Below are 15689 nucleotides of genomic sequence, written 5' to 3'. Positions count from 1 at the left end.
CGCATGAGAAACAGGGAGACCTGAGTGTCTGTCAAGATCGGTATCAACGGCTTCGGCCGCATCGGACGCAACTACTTCCGCGCGGCGCTCGCGCAGGGAGCAGACCTTGAGATCGTCGCGGTCAACGACCTCACCGACAACAAGACCCTGGCGCACCTCCTGAAGTACGACTCGGTCGGCGGCGTCCTCGACGCGCAGATCAGCTACGACGAGGACAGCATCACCGTCGACGGCAAGGAGATCAAGGCGTTCGCTGAGCGCGACCCCGCCAACCTTCCGTGGGGCGAGCTGGGCGTCGACATCGTCATCGAGTCGACCGGTTTCTTCACCAACGCCGACGCGGCACGCAAGCACATCGAGGCCGGCGCGAAGAAGGTCCTCATCTCGGCTCCCGCCACGGGCGACGACCGCACCATCGTGATGGGCGTCAACGAGGAGACGTACAACCCGGAGACGGACCACATCATCTCCAACGCCTCGTGCACCACGAACTGCCTCGCGCCGCTGGCGAAGGTCTTCAACGACGCCTTCGGCATCGACCGCGGCTTCATGATGACCGCGCACGCCTACACGGCCGACCAGAACCTGCAGGACGGCCCGCACAAGGACCTGCGTCGTGCACGCGCCGCCGCGATCAACATCACTCCGGCGTCGACCGGTGCGGCCAAGGCGATCGGTCTCGTGCTGCCCGAGCTGAACGGCAAGCTCAGCGGCTCGTCGTACCGCGTTCCGGTCCCCACGGGCTCGATCGTCGACCTCACGCTGATCACCGACCGCGAGAACCTCACGGTCGAGGAGGTCAACGAGGCCTACAAGAAGGCTGCCGCCGACGGTCGTCTCGCGGGCTACCTGCAGTACAACGAGGACCAGATCGTGTCGAGCGACATCGTGCACAACCCGCACTCGTCGATCTTCGACGCCACGCTCACCAACGTCAGCGGCAACCTGATCAAGGTCTCGAGCTGGTACGACAACGAGTGGGGCTACTCCAACCGTCTGGTCGACCTGACCGAGTACGTGGCCGAGCGCCTCTAAGCTCAGACACATGACTCTGCGCACCCTGGACTCCCTGGGGTCGCTCGAGGGCAAGCGCGTCATCGTCCGTTGTGATCTCAATGTCCCCCTGCGGGACGGGGTCATCACGGACGATGGCCGCGTTCGGGCCTCGTTGCCGACCCTGAACACGCTGATCAACGCGGGCGCCCGCGTGATCGTCTGCTCGCACCTCGGCCGCCCCGACGGTGCCCCCGACCCGCAGTACAGCCTGGAGCCCGTGGCTCAGCGTCTGTCCGAGCTCCTCGGCGCTCCCGTCGCGTTCGCGCGCGACACCGTCGGGGAATCCGCGAAGGACGCGGTCGCCTCCCTGGAGGACGGCGGGGTCGTGGTGATCGAGAACCTCCGGTTCAACCCGGGGGAGACGTCGAAGGACGAGGCGGAGCGCGAGGCGTTCGCCGGTCAGCTCGCCGAGCTGGGAGACGTGCTGGTCTCGGACGGCTTCGGCGTGGTGCACCGCAAGCAGGCGAGCGTGTACGAGCTCGCGAAGCGTCTGCCCTCGGCGGCGGGCCTGCTGATCGCGGCTGAGCTCGACGTGCTCGACCGCCTCACCGAGAACCCGGAGCGGCCGTACGCGGTCGTGCTCGGCGGCTCCAAGGTGAGCGACAAGCTCGGCGTGATCTCGCACCTGCTGCCGCGTGTCGACCGCATCCTGGTCGGCGGCGGCATGCTGTTCACCTTCCTCAAGGCGCAGGGCCACCCGGTGGCGTCGAGCCTCCTCGAGGAAGATCAGCTCGACACGGTGCGCGGCTACATCGCGGAGGCGCAGGAGCGCGGCGTCGAACTGGTGCTCCCGACCGATGTGGTCGTTGCGGCGTCCTTCTCGGCGGACGCGGCGCACGAGGTGGCGGCCGCGGACGCGATCGAGGAGACCGCGTTCGGAGCGTCGGGCATCGGCCTGGACATCGGTCCGGAGACGGCGGCCCGTTTCGCCGAGGTGATCCGCGGATCCAAGACGGTGTTCTGGAACGGGCCGATGGGCGTGTTCGAGTTCCCGGCTTTCGCGGCGGGCACCAAGGCCGTGGCGCAGGCGTTGACCGAGGTCGACGGCCTCAGCGTGGTCGGCGGCGGCGACTCGGCGGCTGCCGTGCGCCAGCTCGGCTTCGCCGACGACCGCTTCGGTCACATCTCGACCGGAGGCGGAGCGAGCCTCGAGTTCCTCGAGGGCAAGAAACTACCTGGGCTGGAGGTCCTCGGATGGGCGTGAGCTCCCGTACCCCGCTGATCGCGGGCAACTGGAAGATGAACCTCGACCACCTGCAGGCGGTCGCGTTCGTGCAGAAGCTGCACTGGACGTTGAAGGATGCGAAGCACGAGGACGGCTCGGTGGAGGTCGCGGTGTTCCCGCCCTTCACCGACATCCGCAGCGTGCAGACGCTGATCGACGCCGACAAGATCCCGTTCGCCTTCGGTGCGCAGGATGTGTCGGCGCACGACTCGGGCGCGTACACCGGCGAGATCTCCGGCGCGTTCCTGTCAAAGCTCGACGCGACCTACGTCATCATCGGTCACTCCGAGCGTCGCGAGTACCACGACGAGACCGACGAAGTCGTCGCCGCCAAGGTGAAGGCCTCGCTGAAGCACGGCCTGGTGCCGGTGATCTGCGTGGGCGAGACCGCGGAGGACCTGGAGAAGTTCGGGGCGAGCGCGGTTCCGGCCGGTCAGCTGGAGGCGGCGCTGCAGGGCGTCTCGCCGTCGGCGGACATCGTCGTCGCGTACGAGCCCGTGTGGGCGATCGGTTCCGGTCAGGCCGCGACCCCGCAGCAGGCGCAGGACGTGTGCGCCGCGCTGCGCGGGGTGATCGCGAAGGTCCTGGGCGACGAGGCGGCGGCGCGTACGCGCATCCTCTACGGCGGATCGGTGAAGGCGGCGAACATCGCCAGCTTCATGCGGGAGCCCGATGTGGACGGCGCCCTGGTCGGCGGGGCGAGCCTCGTCGTCGACGAGTTCGCCGCGATCATCCGTTTCGAGAAGCACGTCGGCGTGTGAGTGCGGCGGGGCTGCGGCCCCGCTGCACCGTATACTTGACCGTTACGGGGGCGCTCCGGCCCCAGCGAAAGGCTCTTTCTCGTGGCAATTCTCGAGTTCGTCCTGCAGGTCGTGCTGGGTATCACCAGCGTGCTGCTGACTCTCCTCATCCTCCTGCACAAGGGTCGCGGTGGCGGCCTGTCCGACATGTTCGGCGGAGGCATGACCACCGCGGTGGGTTCCTCCGGTCTCGCGGAGCGGAACCTCAACCGCTTCACCGTCGTCCTGGCGCTCACGTGGTTCGTCGCCATCGTCGCGCTGGGCCTCATCACGAAGTTCGAGGTGATCTGATGGCTACCGGTGGAAACGCGATCCGCGGTACCCGGGTGGGCTCCGGCCCGATGGGCGAGCAGGACCACGGCTACCACGCCGACCGCATCGCCGTCACGTACTGGGACGGCCTCGGCAATGAGACGGTCCGCTACTTCGCGGCCGGTCTGCCCGAGGAGGAGATCCCCGAGATCATCGACCACCCGCAGTCGGGCCTTCCCGCGGGGCGCGACAAGGAGAACCCTCCCGCCGTCGCCAAGACGGAGCCCTACAAGACGCACCTCGCGTATGTGAAGGAGCGTCGCACCGACGAGGAGGCCGTACAGCTCCTCGAAGACGCGCTGACGCAGCTGCGTGAGCGCCGGGGGCAGTGACCTCCCGCTGAGTCGGACAGACGCCGAGTCGAACTGAGAACCGCCACGGATCATCCGTGGCGGTTCTCTGTTTCCGTCAGCGGCAGCCGGCGGCCGCGTCGATGTAGTTCTGCGGTGGGTAGCCGTAGGCCCAGACGCCGTTCGCGTCGTCGGTGAAGCCCATGCTGATCGCCCAGGCCGTCGCCCACTTCTCGATGCTGTCCTGCGTGGAGGAGTCGTACATGCCCTGGCACTTGACGCTGATGGCATGTCCCACCTCGTGCGCGACGAGCGCCTTGCTCCGATCGGCGGGCCACTGCTGGGCGACCGAGTCCGACAGCTGGATGACGGCGCGACCCGGCTCGTCCCACCACCACGTGGTGTAGCCGCCCATGCTGCCGTTGGCGCCCGCGCCGTTGACGGTCGCGGCCCAGTCGAACTCCAGGAGCACTCCGGGGGCCAGCGACCGGGCGAACGCCTCGATCTCGAGGCGTGCGCCGCGGAGGGGGCCGTCTTTCTCGCTCAACTCCGCCGCCTCGGTGGCGACGACCTGGGCCGCCGCATCCTGCAGCGCGACGTAGGCCGCGACCGCGGTGTCGTCGATGGTCGTCACGGCGGCGACGTCGGCCGCGGCGTCGCGCAGGGCGATCACGGCATCGTTGCGAGCCGACACGTGCGCCGCCTCGAACGCGGTCGCCGCCTGCCCTGCCGTCGCGAGCACGGCCAGTCCGCTCTCGGCCACGGCGTCCCGTCCGCGCGAGGCGTCCGCCGACGCCCGCTCAAGGTTCGCGTCGAGCTCAACGAGCGCCCGTTCGTCGTCCTCCAACTGGGCGGTGGTGCCGAAGAGCTCCCAGAACCAGGCCGGTTTGTCGCGTGCGGGCGGTCGATCGGCCGCCACGGCGTCCTCCACGGCCGCTCCGATCCCCTCGCCGTCCGCGACCGCGGCGGTGAGGGCCGACCAGGATTCCTCCGGCACCGGGAGAGTCGGACTGCCGGTGTCGAGGATCACGTGACCGGCGTCCGTGGACTCCAGCAGAGCGGCGTACCGGTGATCGACCTCCGAACGCTGAGCGTCCACGGCGCGCGCGGCTGTTTCGACGCGCGCCGATGCGTCATCGAAACCGAGCGCTGCCGACACCTGGGTGATCGCGAGGGCCGCGACCACGGCGACCGCGCCGATCACGCCGGCGACGACGGGGCCCCGCGGCCGGCGTCGGCGGCGGCGGGTGAGCGGGGCGAGCAGGGGAGCGGAGGGCGCGCTCGCGAACCGCGGCGGAAGCCGATGGCCCGCTCCTCCCGGGGGGCCGGCGGGTGCGGCGCTCGGGGCGCCGGGGTCCGTCACGACGTGCCCATTCGCTGATGCCTTCCGGTCGGGCTGCGGAGATCTGCTGTCAGCGTATTGGACCGGCGCTGCGTCCCGCGACCGGCCGGTGACAGGATGAGTCGATGGCACAGGTGAGCGTCCGACGGATGACGACCGACGAGTTCGAGGAATGGATGGGGGCGATCGCCCGCGAGTATGCGGCGGAGCAGGTCGCTGCCGGCCGGTGGGAGCGGGATGGCGCCGTCGATCGCGCGCGGGCGGAGAATGCGCGGATGCTTCCGAAGGGACCAGCGACGTCGCGCATGCTCGTGCTGCGAGGGCTCGACGAGGACGGACGTCCGATCGGTCGCGCCTGGGTGGGGCTCGACCACCCGCGAGGGGCGCCCGGCGTCGCGTTCCTCTATGACATCGAGGTCGTGCGGGATCGCCGAGGAGAGGGCCTGGGCAGGGCGTTGCTCGCCGCGGTGGAGAGCGCGGCGCGCGATGCCGGTGCCGAGGCGCTGGAGCTCAACGTGTTCGGCGGCAACGCGGCGGCGATCCGCATGTACGACGCGGCGGGTTACGCGGTCGTGACGCAGCAGATGCGGAAACGGCTCTGAGCGCTGACGCTCTGCCGTGGGAGAGGGGGTGACGGGAATCGAACCCGCGCAATCAGTTTGGAAGACTGAGACTCTACCATTGAGCTACACCCCCGGAACCGGAGTCCGGACTCCCACGATCATAGCGGACGGTCGGGCATGCTCCGGTCCGTTAGACTCGGTGGGGCTGAATCTGCGTGCGGATTCCCCGGGGCGTAGCTCAGCTTGGTAGAGCGCCCGCTTTGGGAGCGGGAGGTCGCAGGTTCAACTCCTGTCGCCCCGACTCAGATCCTCGACTTTTCAGCCGCGTCCGCGCGGAAACCACAAGGAGAACACACCAGCATGGCGAACAGCACCGTCGAGAAGCTGACCCCGACCCGGGTCAAGCTCAGCATCACGGTCACCCCGGAAGACCTCAAGCCCAGCATCGCTCACGCCTACGAGCACATCGCCCAGGACGTGCAGATCCCCGGCTTCCGCAAGGGCAAGGTCCCCGCGCCGATCATCGACCAGCGCATCGGCCGCGGCGCGGTCATCGAGCACGCGGTCAACGAGGGCCTCGACAAGTTCTTCCGTGAGGCGACGACCGAGCACAAGCTGCGCATCGTCGGCCGCCCGGCCGCCGAGATCACGCAGTGGCCGAACGAGAAGGACTTCTCGGGCGACCTGCTCGTCGACATCGAGGTCGATGTCCGTCCCGAGATCGAGCTCCCCGACTACGCGGGTGTCACGCTGACCGTCGACGCCGTCGAGGCCGACGAGGCCGCGCTCGACGCCGAGCTCGACAACATGCGCGCGCGCTTCGGCACGCTGATCCCCGTGGACCGTCCGGCCGCGAAGGGCGACTTCGTCGAGCTCGACCTGGTCGCGACGATCGACGGCGCCGAGATCGACCGCGCCGAGGGCGTCTCGTACGAGATCGGCTCCGGTGAGCTGCTGGAGGGCATCGACGACGCGGTGGAGTCGCTCACCGCCGGCGAGGAGACCACGTTCCGCTCCGCCCTGGTCGGCGGAGACCACGCCGGCAAGGAGGCGGAGGTCTCCGTCACCGTCAAGGCCGTCAAGGAGCGCGAGCTGCCCGAGGCCGACGACGAGTTCGCGCAGATCGCCAGCGAGTTCGACACGATCGCCGAGCTCCGCGCGAGCCTGGCCGAGCGCGTCGCGCAGCAGGGCGTGTTCACGCAGGGTTCTGCCGCCCGCGACAAGCTCGTCGAGACGCTGCTCGAGCAGATCGACATCCCGGTTCCGCCGCAGCTCATCGAGGACGAGGTGCACAACCACCTCGAGGGCGAGGGTCGCCTGGAAGACGACGTGCACCGCGCCGAGGTCACCGAGGCGAGCGAGAAGCAGTTCCGCACGCAGGTGCTGCTCGACACGATCGCCGAGCAGGCCGACGTGCAGGTCTCGCAGGAGGAGCTCTCGCAGTACCTCATCCAGTCCGCCGCGCAGTACGGCATGGCTCCGCAGGAGTTCGTCGAGGCGCTGCAGTCGTCCAACCAGCTGCCCGCCCTCGTCGGTGAGGTCGCCCGCAACAAGGCGCTCGCGATCGCGCTGGGCAAGGTCAAGGTCGTCGACACCAACGGCAAGCCCGTCGATCTGTCCGACTTCGTGGTGACCGACGACGAGGCCGCTCAGGACGAGGCCGCCGAGGAGACGCCCGCGGAGGAGAAGCCTGCCGCCAAGAAGGCTCCCGCCAAGAAGGCTCCGGCCAAGAAGGCTCCGGCCCAGAAGGACGCCGACGCGGAGGAGAAGCCCGCCGCCAAGAAGCCGGCCGCCAAGAAGGCTCCGGCCAAGAAGGCTGCCGACAAGGGCGAGTGATCGCACGAACGGTGAAGAGGGCGGATGCTGCGGCATCCGCCCTCTTCTTTCGCATCGACGAGGAGGATGCATGAGCGCGTGGGACGACCGGGTCGAGCAGGTGTGGGCCGAGGCGACCGGTGACGAGGTCGGCGACGATACGATCGCACGGATCGACGCCCTGGCCGCCGAGCGCGGCCCGGACGACGCGCGGGCGGAGTTCGAGCGGGCGGGCGCCAGGGACTCCGCAGGGCGCCCGGCCGAGGCGGTCGAGCTGTATCGCCGGGCGCTGGCTCTCGGGCTCGATGAGGAGCATCGCCCGCAGTGCGTGATCCAGCTGGCGAGCTCGCTGCGCAACCTGGGGGAGTACGACGAGGCGCTGGCGGTGATCCGCGCCGAGGAGGAGGCCTCCGCCGACGGCCCGTACCGCGACGCGGTCGCCGTGGTGCATGCGCTGATCCTCGCGAGTGCCGGACGCCCGCATCAGGGGCTCTCGGTGGCGCTGCTGGCGCTGGTTCCGCACCTGCCGCGCTATCACCGTTCGATGACCGCGTACGCGCAGGAGATGGCCGAGCGCGACACCTGATATGCCGACGGCGAACACGACCTGAGTGCTGCGTTGACGCCGGTAGATTCGAATCACTGAAACACGGAAGCAGGAGCTGACATGGCTGAACCCCTCGTCGCGACAAGCGTCTTCGACAGGTTGCTGAAGGACCGCATCATCTGGCTCGGCTCGGAGGTGCGAGACGAGAACGCCAACGAGATCTGCGCGAAGATCCTCCTTCTCGCCGCCGAAGACTCCGAGAAGGACATCTACCTCTACATCAACTCGCCCGGCGGCTCGATCACCGCAGGCATGGCGATCTACGACACGATGCAGTTCGTGCCGAACGACATCGTCACGGTCGGCATCGGCATGGCCGCTTCGATGGGTCAGCTGCTGCTGACCAGCGGCACCAAGGGCAAGCGCTACATCACGCCCAACGCGCGTGTGCTGCTGCACCAGCCGCACGGCGGCTTCGGCGGCACGGCGAGCGACATCCAGACCCAGGCGCAGCTCATCCTGTCGATGAAGAAGCGTCTCGCGGAGATCACGGCGGGTCAGACCGGCAAGCCGGTCGAGCAGATCAACGCCGACGGAGACCGCGACCGCTGGTTCACGGCGGAGGAGGCCCTCGAGTACGGCTTCGTCGACCACATCCGCGAGCACGCCAGTGATGTCACCGGCGGCGGCGGCACGGGCGCCGAGTGAGGATGCGAGAGGACACCATGTACACACCCACGTTCCAGTCCGCCGGAAACCTGCCGTCCAGCCGCTACGTGCTCCCGCAGTTCGAGGAGCGCACGGCCTACGGCTTCAAGCGCCAGGACCCGTACAACAAGCTGTTCGAGGATCGCGTGATCTTCCTCGGCGTGCAGGTCGACGACGCGTCCGCTGACGACGTGATGGCGCAGCTGCTCGTTCTGGAGAGCCAGGACTCCGAGCGCGACATCACGATGTACATCAACTCGCCCGGTGGCTCGTTCACGGCCATGACCGCGATCTACGACACGATGCAGTACGTCGCGCCGCAGATCCAGACCGTGGTGCTGGGCCAGGCGGCGTCGGCCGCGTCGGTGCTGCTCGCCGCGGGTGCGCCGGGCAAGCGTCTGGCCCTGCCGAACGCCCGCGTGCTCATGCACCAGCCGGCGATGGGCGAGGCCGGTCACGGTCAGGCGTCGGACATCGAGATCCAGGCCGCCGAGATCCTCCGGATGCGCACCTGGCTCGAGGAGACCATGGCGCGTCACACCGGCAAGCCCGTGGAGCAGGTGAACCGCGACATCGATCGCGACAAGATCCTCTCCGCCAACGAGGCGCTGGAGTACGGCATCGTCGACCAGGTGCTCACGTCGCGCAAGCGCGCGTAAGCCCCGCCGTTCGAGAGGGCGTCCGTCGAGAGACGGGCGCCCTTTCGCGTGCCCGGCGGATGTGCGTCGGGACGGGGATCGGGTGCGCATATGAGCAGAAGCGTGCGCGAACGCTGAATCGGGCCTACCCTGGACAGGGAAGGAGGATGCCGTGGAAGAAGACCTGCTCATGGTGCGCGTGGCGGAGCTGTACTACGACGAGGACAAGACGCAGGACGAGATCGGCGGCCTCCTCAAGATCTCCCGCTGGAAGGTCGGGCGGCTGCTCACCCAGGCCCGGGAGAGAGGGATCGTGCGCATCGAGATCGTGCACCCCCGTGCACGTCGCCTCGGGCTCGAGAGAGAGCTCGTCGAGCGCTTCGGGCTCAAGGACGCGGTGGTCGTGCCCGCTCCGGAGGGCGACGACGGCACGCTCGAGCGGGTGGCCCAGGCGGCCGCCGACTTCCTGACCGCGATGCGTCCGGTACCCCGCACGCTCGGCGTGAGCTGGGGCAAGACCCTCCGCGCCGTCGCCGAGGCGCTCCCCGACGGCTGGGCCAACGGCGTCACCGTCGTGCAGCTCAACGGCGGGGTCAGCCTCAACCGCCGCTCCGGAGGCGCGGCAGGACTGGCCGTCACGATCGCGCAGCGCGCGTCCGGCCAGGTCTCACTGCTGCCGAGTCCCGCGATTTTGGAGCACGTCGAGACCAAGCGGGCCATCGAGGGCGACCGCACCGTCGCGGCCGTGCTCGAGGAGGCCGCGGAGGCGCAGGCATTCCTGTTCACCGCCGGTCCCTGCGACGCGTCGTCGGCGCACGTCGAGAACGGCTACCTCCGCGCGGACGACGTGGAGGAGCTCGCACGCCGCGGAGCCGTCGGCGACGTGCTCGGCCGCTACGTCGACGCGGAGGGGAACATCGTCGACCCGCAGCTCGACGCCCGCACCGTGGGCGTCTCGCTCGACCGGCTGCGCGGCGCCGACCGCGCGGTCTTCGTGACCGCGGGACCCGCGAAGCACGACATCGCACGAACGGTGGTGACCAGCGGCCTGTGCAGCGTGCTGGTCACCGACGAGACCACAGCACGAGCATTGTTGGAGGAACAGTGACCACCACAGAACTCAGCCGCAGGGCGGCGGTGGACGTCCTCGGCGGAGAGCCGGACGACGCCACGCTGCGCCGCTTCCTGCACGGACTCCCGGGCGTCGACGCGGTCGGGCTGGAGCAGCGGGCGGCCGGTCTCGGCACCCGCTCGATCAAGACGACCTCGAAGGCCTGGGCGCTCGACACCATCATCCGTCTGATCGACCTCACGACGCTCGAAGGTGCCGACACCCCCGGCAAGGTGCGCTCGCTCGTCGCCAAGGCGAAGACCCCCGACGCCGCCGACCCCTCCACGCCGCGCGTGGCCGCGGTGTGCGTCTACGGCGACATGGTCGGCGGCGCGGTCGAGGCGCTGGGCTCCGTGCACGGCGACCCGGACGACGGCCTCATCTCGGTCGCCGCGGTCGCCACGGCGTTCCCCAGCGGCCGGTCGTCGCTCGCGATCAAGCTGGCCGACACCGCCGAGGCGGTCGCGGCGGGCGCCGACGAGATCGACATGGTGATCGACCGCGGTGCCTTCCTCTCCGGCCGGTACGGCCTGGTGTTCGACCAGATCGCCCAGGTCAAGGAGGCCTGCCGCCGCGAGGACGGCTCCTACGCCTCGCTCAAGGTGATCCTGGAGACCGGTGAGCTGAACACGTACGACAACATCAAGCGCGCGTCGTGGCTCGGGATCCTGGCGGGCGGCGACTTCATCAAGACGTCGACCGGCAAGGTGCAGCCCGCGGCCACGCTGCCCACCACGCTGCTCATGCTGGAGACCGTGCGCGACTGGTACCGCGGCACGGGCGAGCGGATCGGCGTGAAGCCGGCCGGTGGCATCCGCTCCTCGAAGGACGCGGTCAAGTACCTCGTCACCGTGGCGGAGACCGTGGGGGAGGAGTGGCTGCAGCCGCACCTGTTCCGCTTCGGCGCCTCCAGCCTCCTCAACGATGTGCTCCTGCAGCGACAGAAGCTCCGCTCCGGCCACTACTCGGGCCCCGACTACGTCACCATCGACTGACGGGAAGACGACCATGTCATTTCTGGAATACGCTCCGGCACCGGAGTCCACCGCGATCCTGAACCTCCGGGACAGCTACGGCCTGTTCATCGACGGCGAGTTCGTCGACGGCTCGGGCACCCCCTTCACGACCATCTCCCCGTCGAGCGAGAAGCGCATCGCCGAGATCGCGTCCGCGAGCGAGGAGGACATCGACCGTGCGGTCGCCGCCGCCCGCCGCGCCTACGACAAGACGTGGTCGAGGATGAGCGGCCGCGACCGCGGCAAGTACCTGTTCCGCATCGCGCGCCTGGTGCAGGAGCGCGCGCGCGAGCTCGCGGTCGCCGAGAGCCTCGACAACGGCAAGCCCATCAAGGAGAGCCGCGACGTGGACGTTCCCCTCGTCGCCTCCTGGTTCTTCTACTACGCGGGCTGGGCGGACAAGCTCGACTACGCCGGGCTCGGCGCGAACCCGCGGTCGCTCGGCGTCGCCGGACAGGTCATCCCCTGGAACTTCCCGCTGCTCATGCTCGCGTGGAAGCTCGCGCCCGCTCTCGCCGCCGGCAACACGGTCGTGCTGAAGCCGGCCGAGACCACGCCGCTCACGGCCCTGCTGTTCGCGGAGATCCTGCAGCAGGCCGACCTGCCCGCGGGCGTCGTGAACATCGTCACGGGTGCCGGGCAGACCGGGGCCGCGCTCGTGCGCCACCCCGACGTGGACAAGGTCGCCTTCACGGGTTCCACCGGCGTGGGTCGCGACATCGCTCGCGCGGTCGCTGGGACGAACAAGAAGCTGACGCTGGAGCTGGGCGGCAAGGCGGCGAACATCGTGTTCGACGACGCCCCGATCGACCAGGCCGTCGAGGGCATCGTCAACGGCATCTTCTTCAACCAGGGCCACGTGTGCTGCGCCGGCAGCCGCCTGCTGGTGCAGGAGTCCATCCACGACGAGGTCGTCGACCGGCTCAAGGCCCGGCTGTCGACGCTGCGCCTCGGCGACCCGCTCGACAAGAACACCGACATCGGCGCGATCAACTCCGCCGCCCAGCTGGCGCGGATCCGCGAGCTGAGCGACATCGGCGAGGCGGAGGGTGCCGAGCGCTGGACCGCCGACTGCGCCATCCCCGACCAGGGCTTCTGGTTCGCGCCGACGATCTTCACCGGTGTCGAGGCCGCGCACCGCATCGCGCGCGACGAGGTGTTCGGGCCCGTGCTGTCCGTGCTGACCTTCCGGACGCCCGCCGAGGCGATCGCGAAGGCGAACAACACGCCGTACGGGCTCTCCGCGGGGATCTGGTCCGACAAGGGCTCGCGCATCCTCGCCGTCGCCGACCGGCTGCGCGCCGGTGTGGTGTGGGCCAACACGTTCAACCGTTTCGACCCGTCGAGCCCGTTCGGCGGCTACAAGGAGTCCGGATACGGCCGCGAGGGCGGCCGCCAGGGGCTCACCGCGTACCTCAAGGGAGCCGCAGCATGAGCAAGCGACTGAGCGTTCCGAAGACCTACAAGCTCGCGATCGGCGGGGCCTTCCCCCGCAGCGAGTCGGGTCGCACGTACGAGGTGGTGTCGCGCAAGGGCGGCTTCCTCGCGAACGCCGCCAAGGCCTCGCGCAAGGACGCCCGCGACGCGGTCACCGCGGCGCGCGCGGCCGTGAAGGGATGGTCGGGGGCGACCGCGTACAACCGCGGCCAGGTGCTGTACCGCGTCGCGGAGGTGCTGGAGGGGCGCCGCGCGCAGTTCATCGACGAGATCGTGGCGCAGGAGGGCGTGTCGTCCTCGGCGGCCACCGCGCAGGTGGACGAGGCGATCGACCTGTGGGTCTGGTACGCGGGCTGGTGCGACAAGTACGCCCAGGTGGCGGGCAACGCGAACCCCGTGTCCGGCCCGTACTTCAACATCTCCGTGCCGGAGCCGACCGGCGTGGTCGCGATCGTCGCGCCGCAGGACTCGGCGCTGCTCGGGCTGGTCTCGGTCGTGGCGCCCGCGCTGGTCGCGGGCAACACGGTCGTCGTGATCGCGAGCGAGCAGCACCCGCTGTCGGCGATCAGCCTCGCGGAGGTGCTGGCCACGAGCGACCTCCCCGGCGGCGTCGTGAACGTGCTGACGGGGTCGCCCGCGGAGATGGCGCCCTGGCTCGCCGCGCACCAGGACGTCAACGCGCTCGACCTGTCCGGCGCGGGAGCGCTCGACTGGGTCGACCTGCAGATCGCCGCCGCGGAGACCCTGAAGCGCGTGGTCGCTCCGGGCGAGGTCGTCGCCTCGCCCGAGCGGATCGCCGCGTTCACCGAGGTGAAGACCGTCTGGCACACCAAGAGCATGGTCTGAGCTCGGACCGCAGGAGGGGCCCCGTCGCGCATCCCGCGGGCGGGGCCCTTCTCGATGCCGGGGCCGCGCGGAAGCGAGTCCGCGCCAATGCGGCCCGGTGTCGCATGCAGCGGTTAGGCTCGAAGGACGATCTCTGATCCCCCATAGGAGGACGCGCATGGCCCGCATCGGTGAAAGCGCTGACCTGTTCAAGTGTTCTTTCTGCGGAAAGAGCCAGAAGCAGGTGCAGCAGCTCATCGCGGGTCCCGGCGTGTACATCTGCGACGAGTGCGTCGAGCTGTGCAACGAGATCATCGAGGAGCGCATGGCGGAGTCGTCCGCCGAGGGCGTCGCCGAGTTCGAACTGCCCAAGCCGCGGGAGATCTTCTCGTTCCTCGAGGAGTACGTGGTCGGCCAGGAGCCCGCGAAGCGCGCCCTCGCCGTCGCCGTCTACAACCACTACAAGAGGGTCCGTGCGCACGGCACTCTGCAGCCCGCGGAGCAGAAGGCCGAAGAGGTCGAGATCGCCAAGAGCAACATCCTGCTCATCGGGCCGACCGGCTGCGGCAAGACCTACCTGGCACAGACGCTCGCCAAGCGCCTCAACGTGCCGTTCGCCGTCGCCGACGCCACCGCGCTCACCGAGGCGGGCTATGTGGGTGAAGACGTGGAGAACATCCTCCTCAAGCTCATCCAGGCCGCCGACTACGACGTGAAGCGCGCCGAGCAGGGCATCATCTACATCGACGAGGTCGACAAGATCGCCCGCAAGGCCGAGAACCCCTCGATCACCCGCGACGTGTCGGGCGAGGGCGTGCAGCAGGCACTCCTGAAGATCATCGAGGGAACGGTCGCGTCGGTCCCGCCGCAGGGCGGCCGCAAGCACCCCCACCAGGAGTTCCTGCAGATCGACACGTCGAACGTGCTGTTCATCGTGGCCGGCGCCTTCGCCGGGCTGGAGGACATCGTGTCGGCGCGCGTCGGCAAGCACGGCGTCGGCTTCGGCGCCCCGCTCCACGACAAGGGCAAGGACCTCGACCTGTTCAGCGAGGTGCTGCCGGAAGACCTCCACAAGTTCGGGCTCATCCCCGAGTTCATCGGGCGTCTGCCGGTCGTGACCAACGTGTCGCCGCTCGACCAGGCCGCGCTGATCGACATCCTCACCGGCCCGCGCAACGCGCTCGTGAAGCAGTATCAGCGCATGTTCGAGCTCGACGGCGTGCAGCTGGAGTTCGAGGAGGAGGCGCTGCGCTCGATCGCCGACCTCGCGGTGGAGCGCAAGACCGGTGCCCGCGGGCTCCGCGCGATCCTCGAGGACGTGCTCGGCCCCGTCATGTTCGAGATCCCGTCCGCCGACGACGTCGCGAAGGTCATCATCACGCGCGCCGCGGTCGACGAGGGCGCCCCGCCCACCGTGGTGATGGAGCGCAAGCGCAAGAGCGCGTGACCGCGACGCCGCAACCGTGGCGCACGGTCGCGCGGGAGACCGTTATCGCCGACCGATGGATCCATCTGCGTGCGGACGACTGCGTCGATGCCCAGCGACGCCGGATCGCCCCCTATTACGTGCTGGAGTACGGCGACTGGGTCTCCGTGCTCGCCGTGGACACCGAGGGATGCGCCATCCTCGCTGAGGAGTATCGGCACGGCGCGGGCGTGGTCGCCCTCGGGACAGTCGGGGGCGCTGCCGAGAGCGGGGAGGAGCCCCGCGCGGCGGCCGTCCGCGAACTGCGTGAGGAGACCGGCCATGAGGCGACGGAACTCCACGAACTCGGAGCAACCTGGGCCAACTTCGGCAGTCACACCAACCGTGTGCACCACTACCTGGCTCTCGGCTGCACCCGTGTGGGGGAGCCGTCGCTCGACGACACCGAGATGATCGCGCTGCAGCGGGTCCCGCTCGACGAGGCCGGCACCCGGCTCACGCAGAGCTACCACCTGCTCACCTGGTACAAGGCGCAGGAGCTACTGCGGTCCTGACGGGTCGCGGCGACGGGCGGAACG

Annotated in this window: 17 protein-coding genes and 2 tRNA genes; 17 read left to right on the top strand and 2 right to left on the bottom strand. The window is 69.4% G+C overall.

Translation table 11 applies throughout. The features are described 5' to 3' along the window. The first annotated feature begins 24 nt into the window (after positions 1-24). The 5 genes from gap to ACFWCH_RS15860 all read left to right on the top strand — a co-directional run bounded on the left by gap (position 25) and on the right by ACFWCH_RS15860 (position 3725). Positions 25-1035: a type I glyceraldehyde-3-phosphate dehydrogenase gene (gap, locus tag ACFWCH_RS15880; RefSeq protein WP_136028833.1), complete on the top strand. Its 1011-nt coding sequence runs from the start codon at positions 25-27 to the stop codon at positions 1033-1035. A gap of 10 nt (positions 1036-1045) precedes the next feature. Beyond that, positions 1046-2260, top strand: coding sequence for a phosphoglycerate kinase (locus tag ACFWCH_RS15875; RefSeq protein WP_136028835.1), 1215 nt, complete (start codon positions 1046-1048; stop codon positions 2258-2260). Next, a complete protein-coding gene (gene tpiA, locus ACFWCH_RS15870) occupies positions 2251-3042 on the top strand; it encodes a triose-phosphate isomerase (RefSeq protein ID WP_136028837.1) in 792 nt (263 codons plus the stop codon). Before ACFWCH_RS15875 ends, tpiA begins: the two co-directional genes overlap by 10 nt. An 81-nt stretch (positions 3043-3123) precedes the next feature. After that, positions 3124-3372, top strand: coding sequence for a preprotein translocase subunit SecG (gene secG / locus ACFWCH_RS15865; protein ID WP_101845144.1), 249 nt, complete (start codon positions 3124-3126; stop codon positions 3370-3372). Next, complete coding sequence (locus tag ACFWCH_RS15860; RefSeq protein ID WP_136028839.1) at positions 3372-3725, top strand: RNA polymerase-binding protein RbpA; 354 nt, start codon at positions 3372-3374, stop codon at positions 3723-3725. Before secG ends, ACFWCH_RS15860 begins: the two co-directional genes overlap by 1 nt. A gap of 76 nt (positions 3726-3801) precedes the next feature. On the opposite strand, the gene ACFWCH_RS15855 is transcribed toward ACFWCH_RS15860, so the two are convergent. Continuing rightward, positions 3802-5046: a hypothetical protein gene (locus ACFWCH_RS15855; protein WP_378803792.1), complete on the bottom strand. Its 1245-nt coding sequence runs from the start codon at positions 5044-5046 to the stop codon at positions 3802-3804. A gap of 104 nt (positions 5047-5150) precedes the next feature. On the opposite strand from ACFWCH_RS15855, the gene ACFWCH_RS15850 reads away from it, so the two are divergent. Then, complete coding sequence (locus ACFWCH_RS15850) at positions 5151-5627, top strand: GNAT family N-acetyltransferase (RefSeq protein ID WP_136030876.1); 477 nt, start codon at positions 5151-5153, stop codon at positions 5625-5627. 23 nt (positions 5628-5650) lie between these two features. On the opposite strand, the gene ACFWCH_RS15845 is transcribed toward ACFWCH_RS15850, so the two are convergent. Further along, a tRNA-Gly gene (locus tag ACFWCH_RS15845) sits at positions 5651-5721 on the bottom strand. Positions 5722-5815: 94 nt separating this feature from the next. Between ACFWCH_RS15845 and ACFWCH_RS15840 the strand changes: the two genes are divergently transcribed. The 11 genes from ACFWCH_RS15840 (at position 5816) to ACFWCH_RS15790 (ending at position 15665) form a co-directional block, all read left to right on the top strand. Further along, positions 5816-5889, top strand: a tRNA-Pro gene (locus ACFWCH_RS15840). A 59-nt stretch (positions 5890-5948) separates the two neighbouring features. Continuing rightward, positions 5949-7424 (top strand): trigger factor, encoded by a 1476-nt coding sequence (gene tig, locus ACFWCH_RS15835; RefSeq protein WP_378803791.1) that lies wholly within the window; start codon positions 5949-5951, stop codon positions 7422-7424. 70 nt (positions 7425-7494) lie between these two features. Continuing rightward, positions 7495-7989 (top strand): tetratricopeptide repeat protein, encoded by a 495-nt coding sequence (locus tag ACFWCH_RS15830; protein ID WP_247638934.1) that lies wholly within the window; start codon positions 7495-7497, stop codon positions 7987-7989. Positions 7990-8070: 81 nt separating this feature from the next. Continuing rightward, the gene (locus ACFWCH_RS15825; RefSeq protein ID WP_136030882.1) at positions 8071-8658 is read left to right on the top strand and encodes an ATP-dependent Clp protease proteolytic subunit; all 588 of its coding nucleotides are present in this window, start codon (positions 8071-8073) and stop codon (positions 8656-8658) included. 17 nt (positions 8659-8675) lie between these two features. Beyond that, on the top strand, positions 8676-9317 hold the full coding sequence (locus tag ACFWCH_RS15820) for an ATP-dependent Clp protease proteolytic subunit (protein ID WP_025105017.1): 642 nt from the start codon (positions 8676-8678) through the stop codon (positions 9315-9317). 151 nt (positions 9318-9468) lie between these two features. Next, positions 9469-10404 (top strand): sugar-binding transcriptional regulator, encoded by a 936-nt coding sequence (locus ACFWCH_RS15815; RefSeq protein ID WP_136030884.1) that lies wholly within the window; start codon positions 9469-9471, stop codon positions 10402-10404. 29 nt (positions 10405-10433) lie between these two features. Further along, positions 10434-11402, top strand: coding sequence for a deoxyribose-phosphate aldolase (gene deoC / locus ACFWCH_RS15810; protein WP_372490611.1), 969 nt, complete (start codon positions 10434-10436; stop codon positions 11400-11402). Positions 11403-11415: 13 nt separating this feature from the next. Continuing rightward, positions 11416-12858 (top strand): aldehyde dehydrogenase family protein, encoded by a 1443-nt coding sequence (locus ACFWCH_RS15805; protein ID WP_136030886.1) that lies wholly within the window; start codon positions 11416-11418, stop codon positions 12856-12858. Further along, positions 12855-13706: an aldehyde dehydrogenase gene (locus ACFWCH_RS15800; protein WP_136030887.1), complete on the top strand. Its 852-nt coding sequence runs from the start codon at positions 12855-12857 to the stop codon at positions 13704-13706. Before ACFWCH_RS15805 ends, ACFWCH_RS15800 begins: the two co-directional genes overlap by 4 nt. 157 nt (positions 13707-13863) lie before the next feature. After that, on the top strand, positions 13864-15132 hold the full coding sequence (clpX, locus tag ACFWCH_RS15795) for an ATP-dependent Clp protease ATP-binding subunit ClpX (protein ID WP_136030889.1): 1269 nt from the start codon (positions 13864-13866) through the stop codon (positions 15130-15132). Beyond that, complete coding sequence (locus ACFWCH_RS15790) at positions 15129-15665, top strand: NUDIX hydrolase (protein WP_247638935.1); 537 nt, start codon at positions 15129-15131, stop codon at positions 15663-15665. The genes clpX and ACFWCH_RS15790 overlap by 4 nt, the downstream gene beginning before the upstream one ends. The last annotated feature ends 24 nt before the right edge of the window (positions 15666-15689 follow it).

Source organism: Microbacterium sp. NPDC060132 (assembly GCF_042729675.1).
Lineage (GTDB): Bacteria > Actinomycetota > Actinomycetes > Actinomycetales > Microbacteriaceae > Microbacterium > Microbacterium sufflavum.
Note: the sequence above shows the minus strand (reverse complement) of the source record. Positions and strands in the feature narration are given on the sequence as shown.

Coding starts and splice junctions, on each gene's coding strand:
- ACFWCH_RS15875 (WP_136028835.1), top strand. CDS start 1,046: ATGACTCTGCGCACCCTGGACTCCCTGGGGTCGCTCGAGGGCAAGCGC.
- tpiA (WP_136028837.1), top strand. CDS start 2,251: ATGGGCGTGAGCTCCCGTACCCCGCTGATCGCGGGCAACTGGAAGATG.
- ACFWCH_RS15860 (WP_136028839.1), top strand. CDS start 3,372: ATGGCTACCGGTGGAAACGCGATCCGCGGTACCCGGGTGGGCTCCGGC.
- ACFWCH_RS15850 (WP_136030876.1), top strand. CDS start 5,151: ATGGCACAGGTGAGCGTCCGACGGATGACGACCGACGAGTTCGAGGAA.
- tig (WP_378803791.1), top strand. CDS start 5,949: ATGGCGAACAGCACCGTCGAGAAGCTGACCCCGACCCGGGTCAAGCTC.
- ACFWCH_RS15830 (WP_247638934.1), top strand. CDS start 7,495: ATGAGCGCGTGGGACGACCGGGTCGAGCAGGTGTGGGCCGAGGCGACC.
- ACFWCH_RS15825 (WP_136030882.1), top strand. CDS start 8,071: ATGGCTGAACCCCTCGTCGCGACAAGCGTCTTCGACAGGTTGCTGAAG.
- ACFWCH_RS15820 (WP_025105017.1), top strand. CDS start 8,676: ATGTACACACCCACGTTCCAGTCCGCCGGAAACCTGCCGTCCAGCCGC.
- ACFWCH_RS15805 (WP_136030886.1), top strand. CDS start 11,416: ATGTCATTTCTGGAATACGCTCCGGCACCGGAGTCCACCGCGATCCTG.
- ACFWCH_RS15800 (WP_136030887.1), top strand. CDS start 12,855: ATGAGCAAGCGACTGAGCGTTCCGAAGACCTACAAGCTCGCGATCGGC.
- clpX (WP_136030889.1), top strand. CDS start 13,864: ATGGCCCGCATCGGTGAAAGCGCTGACCTGTTCAAGTGTTCTTTCTGC.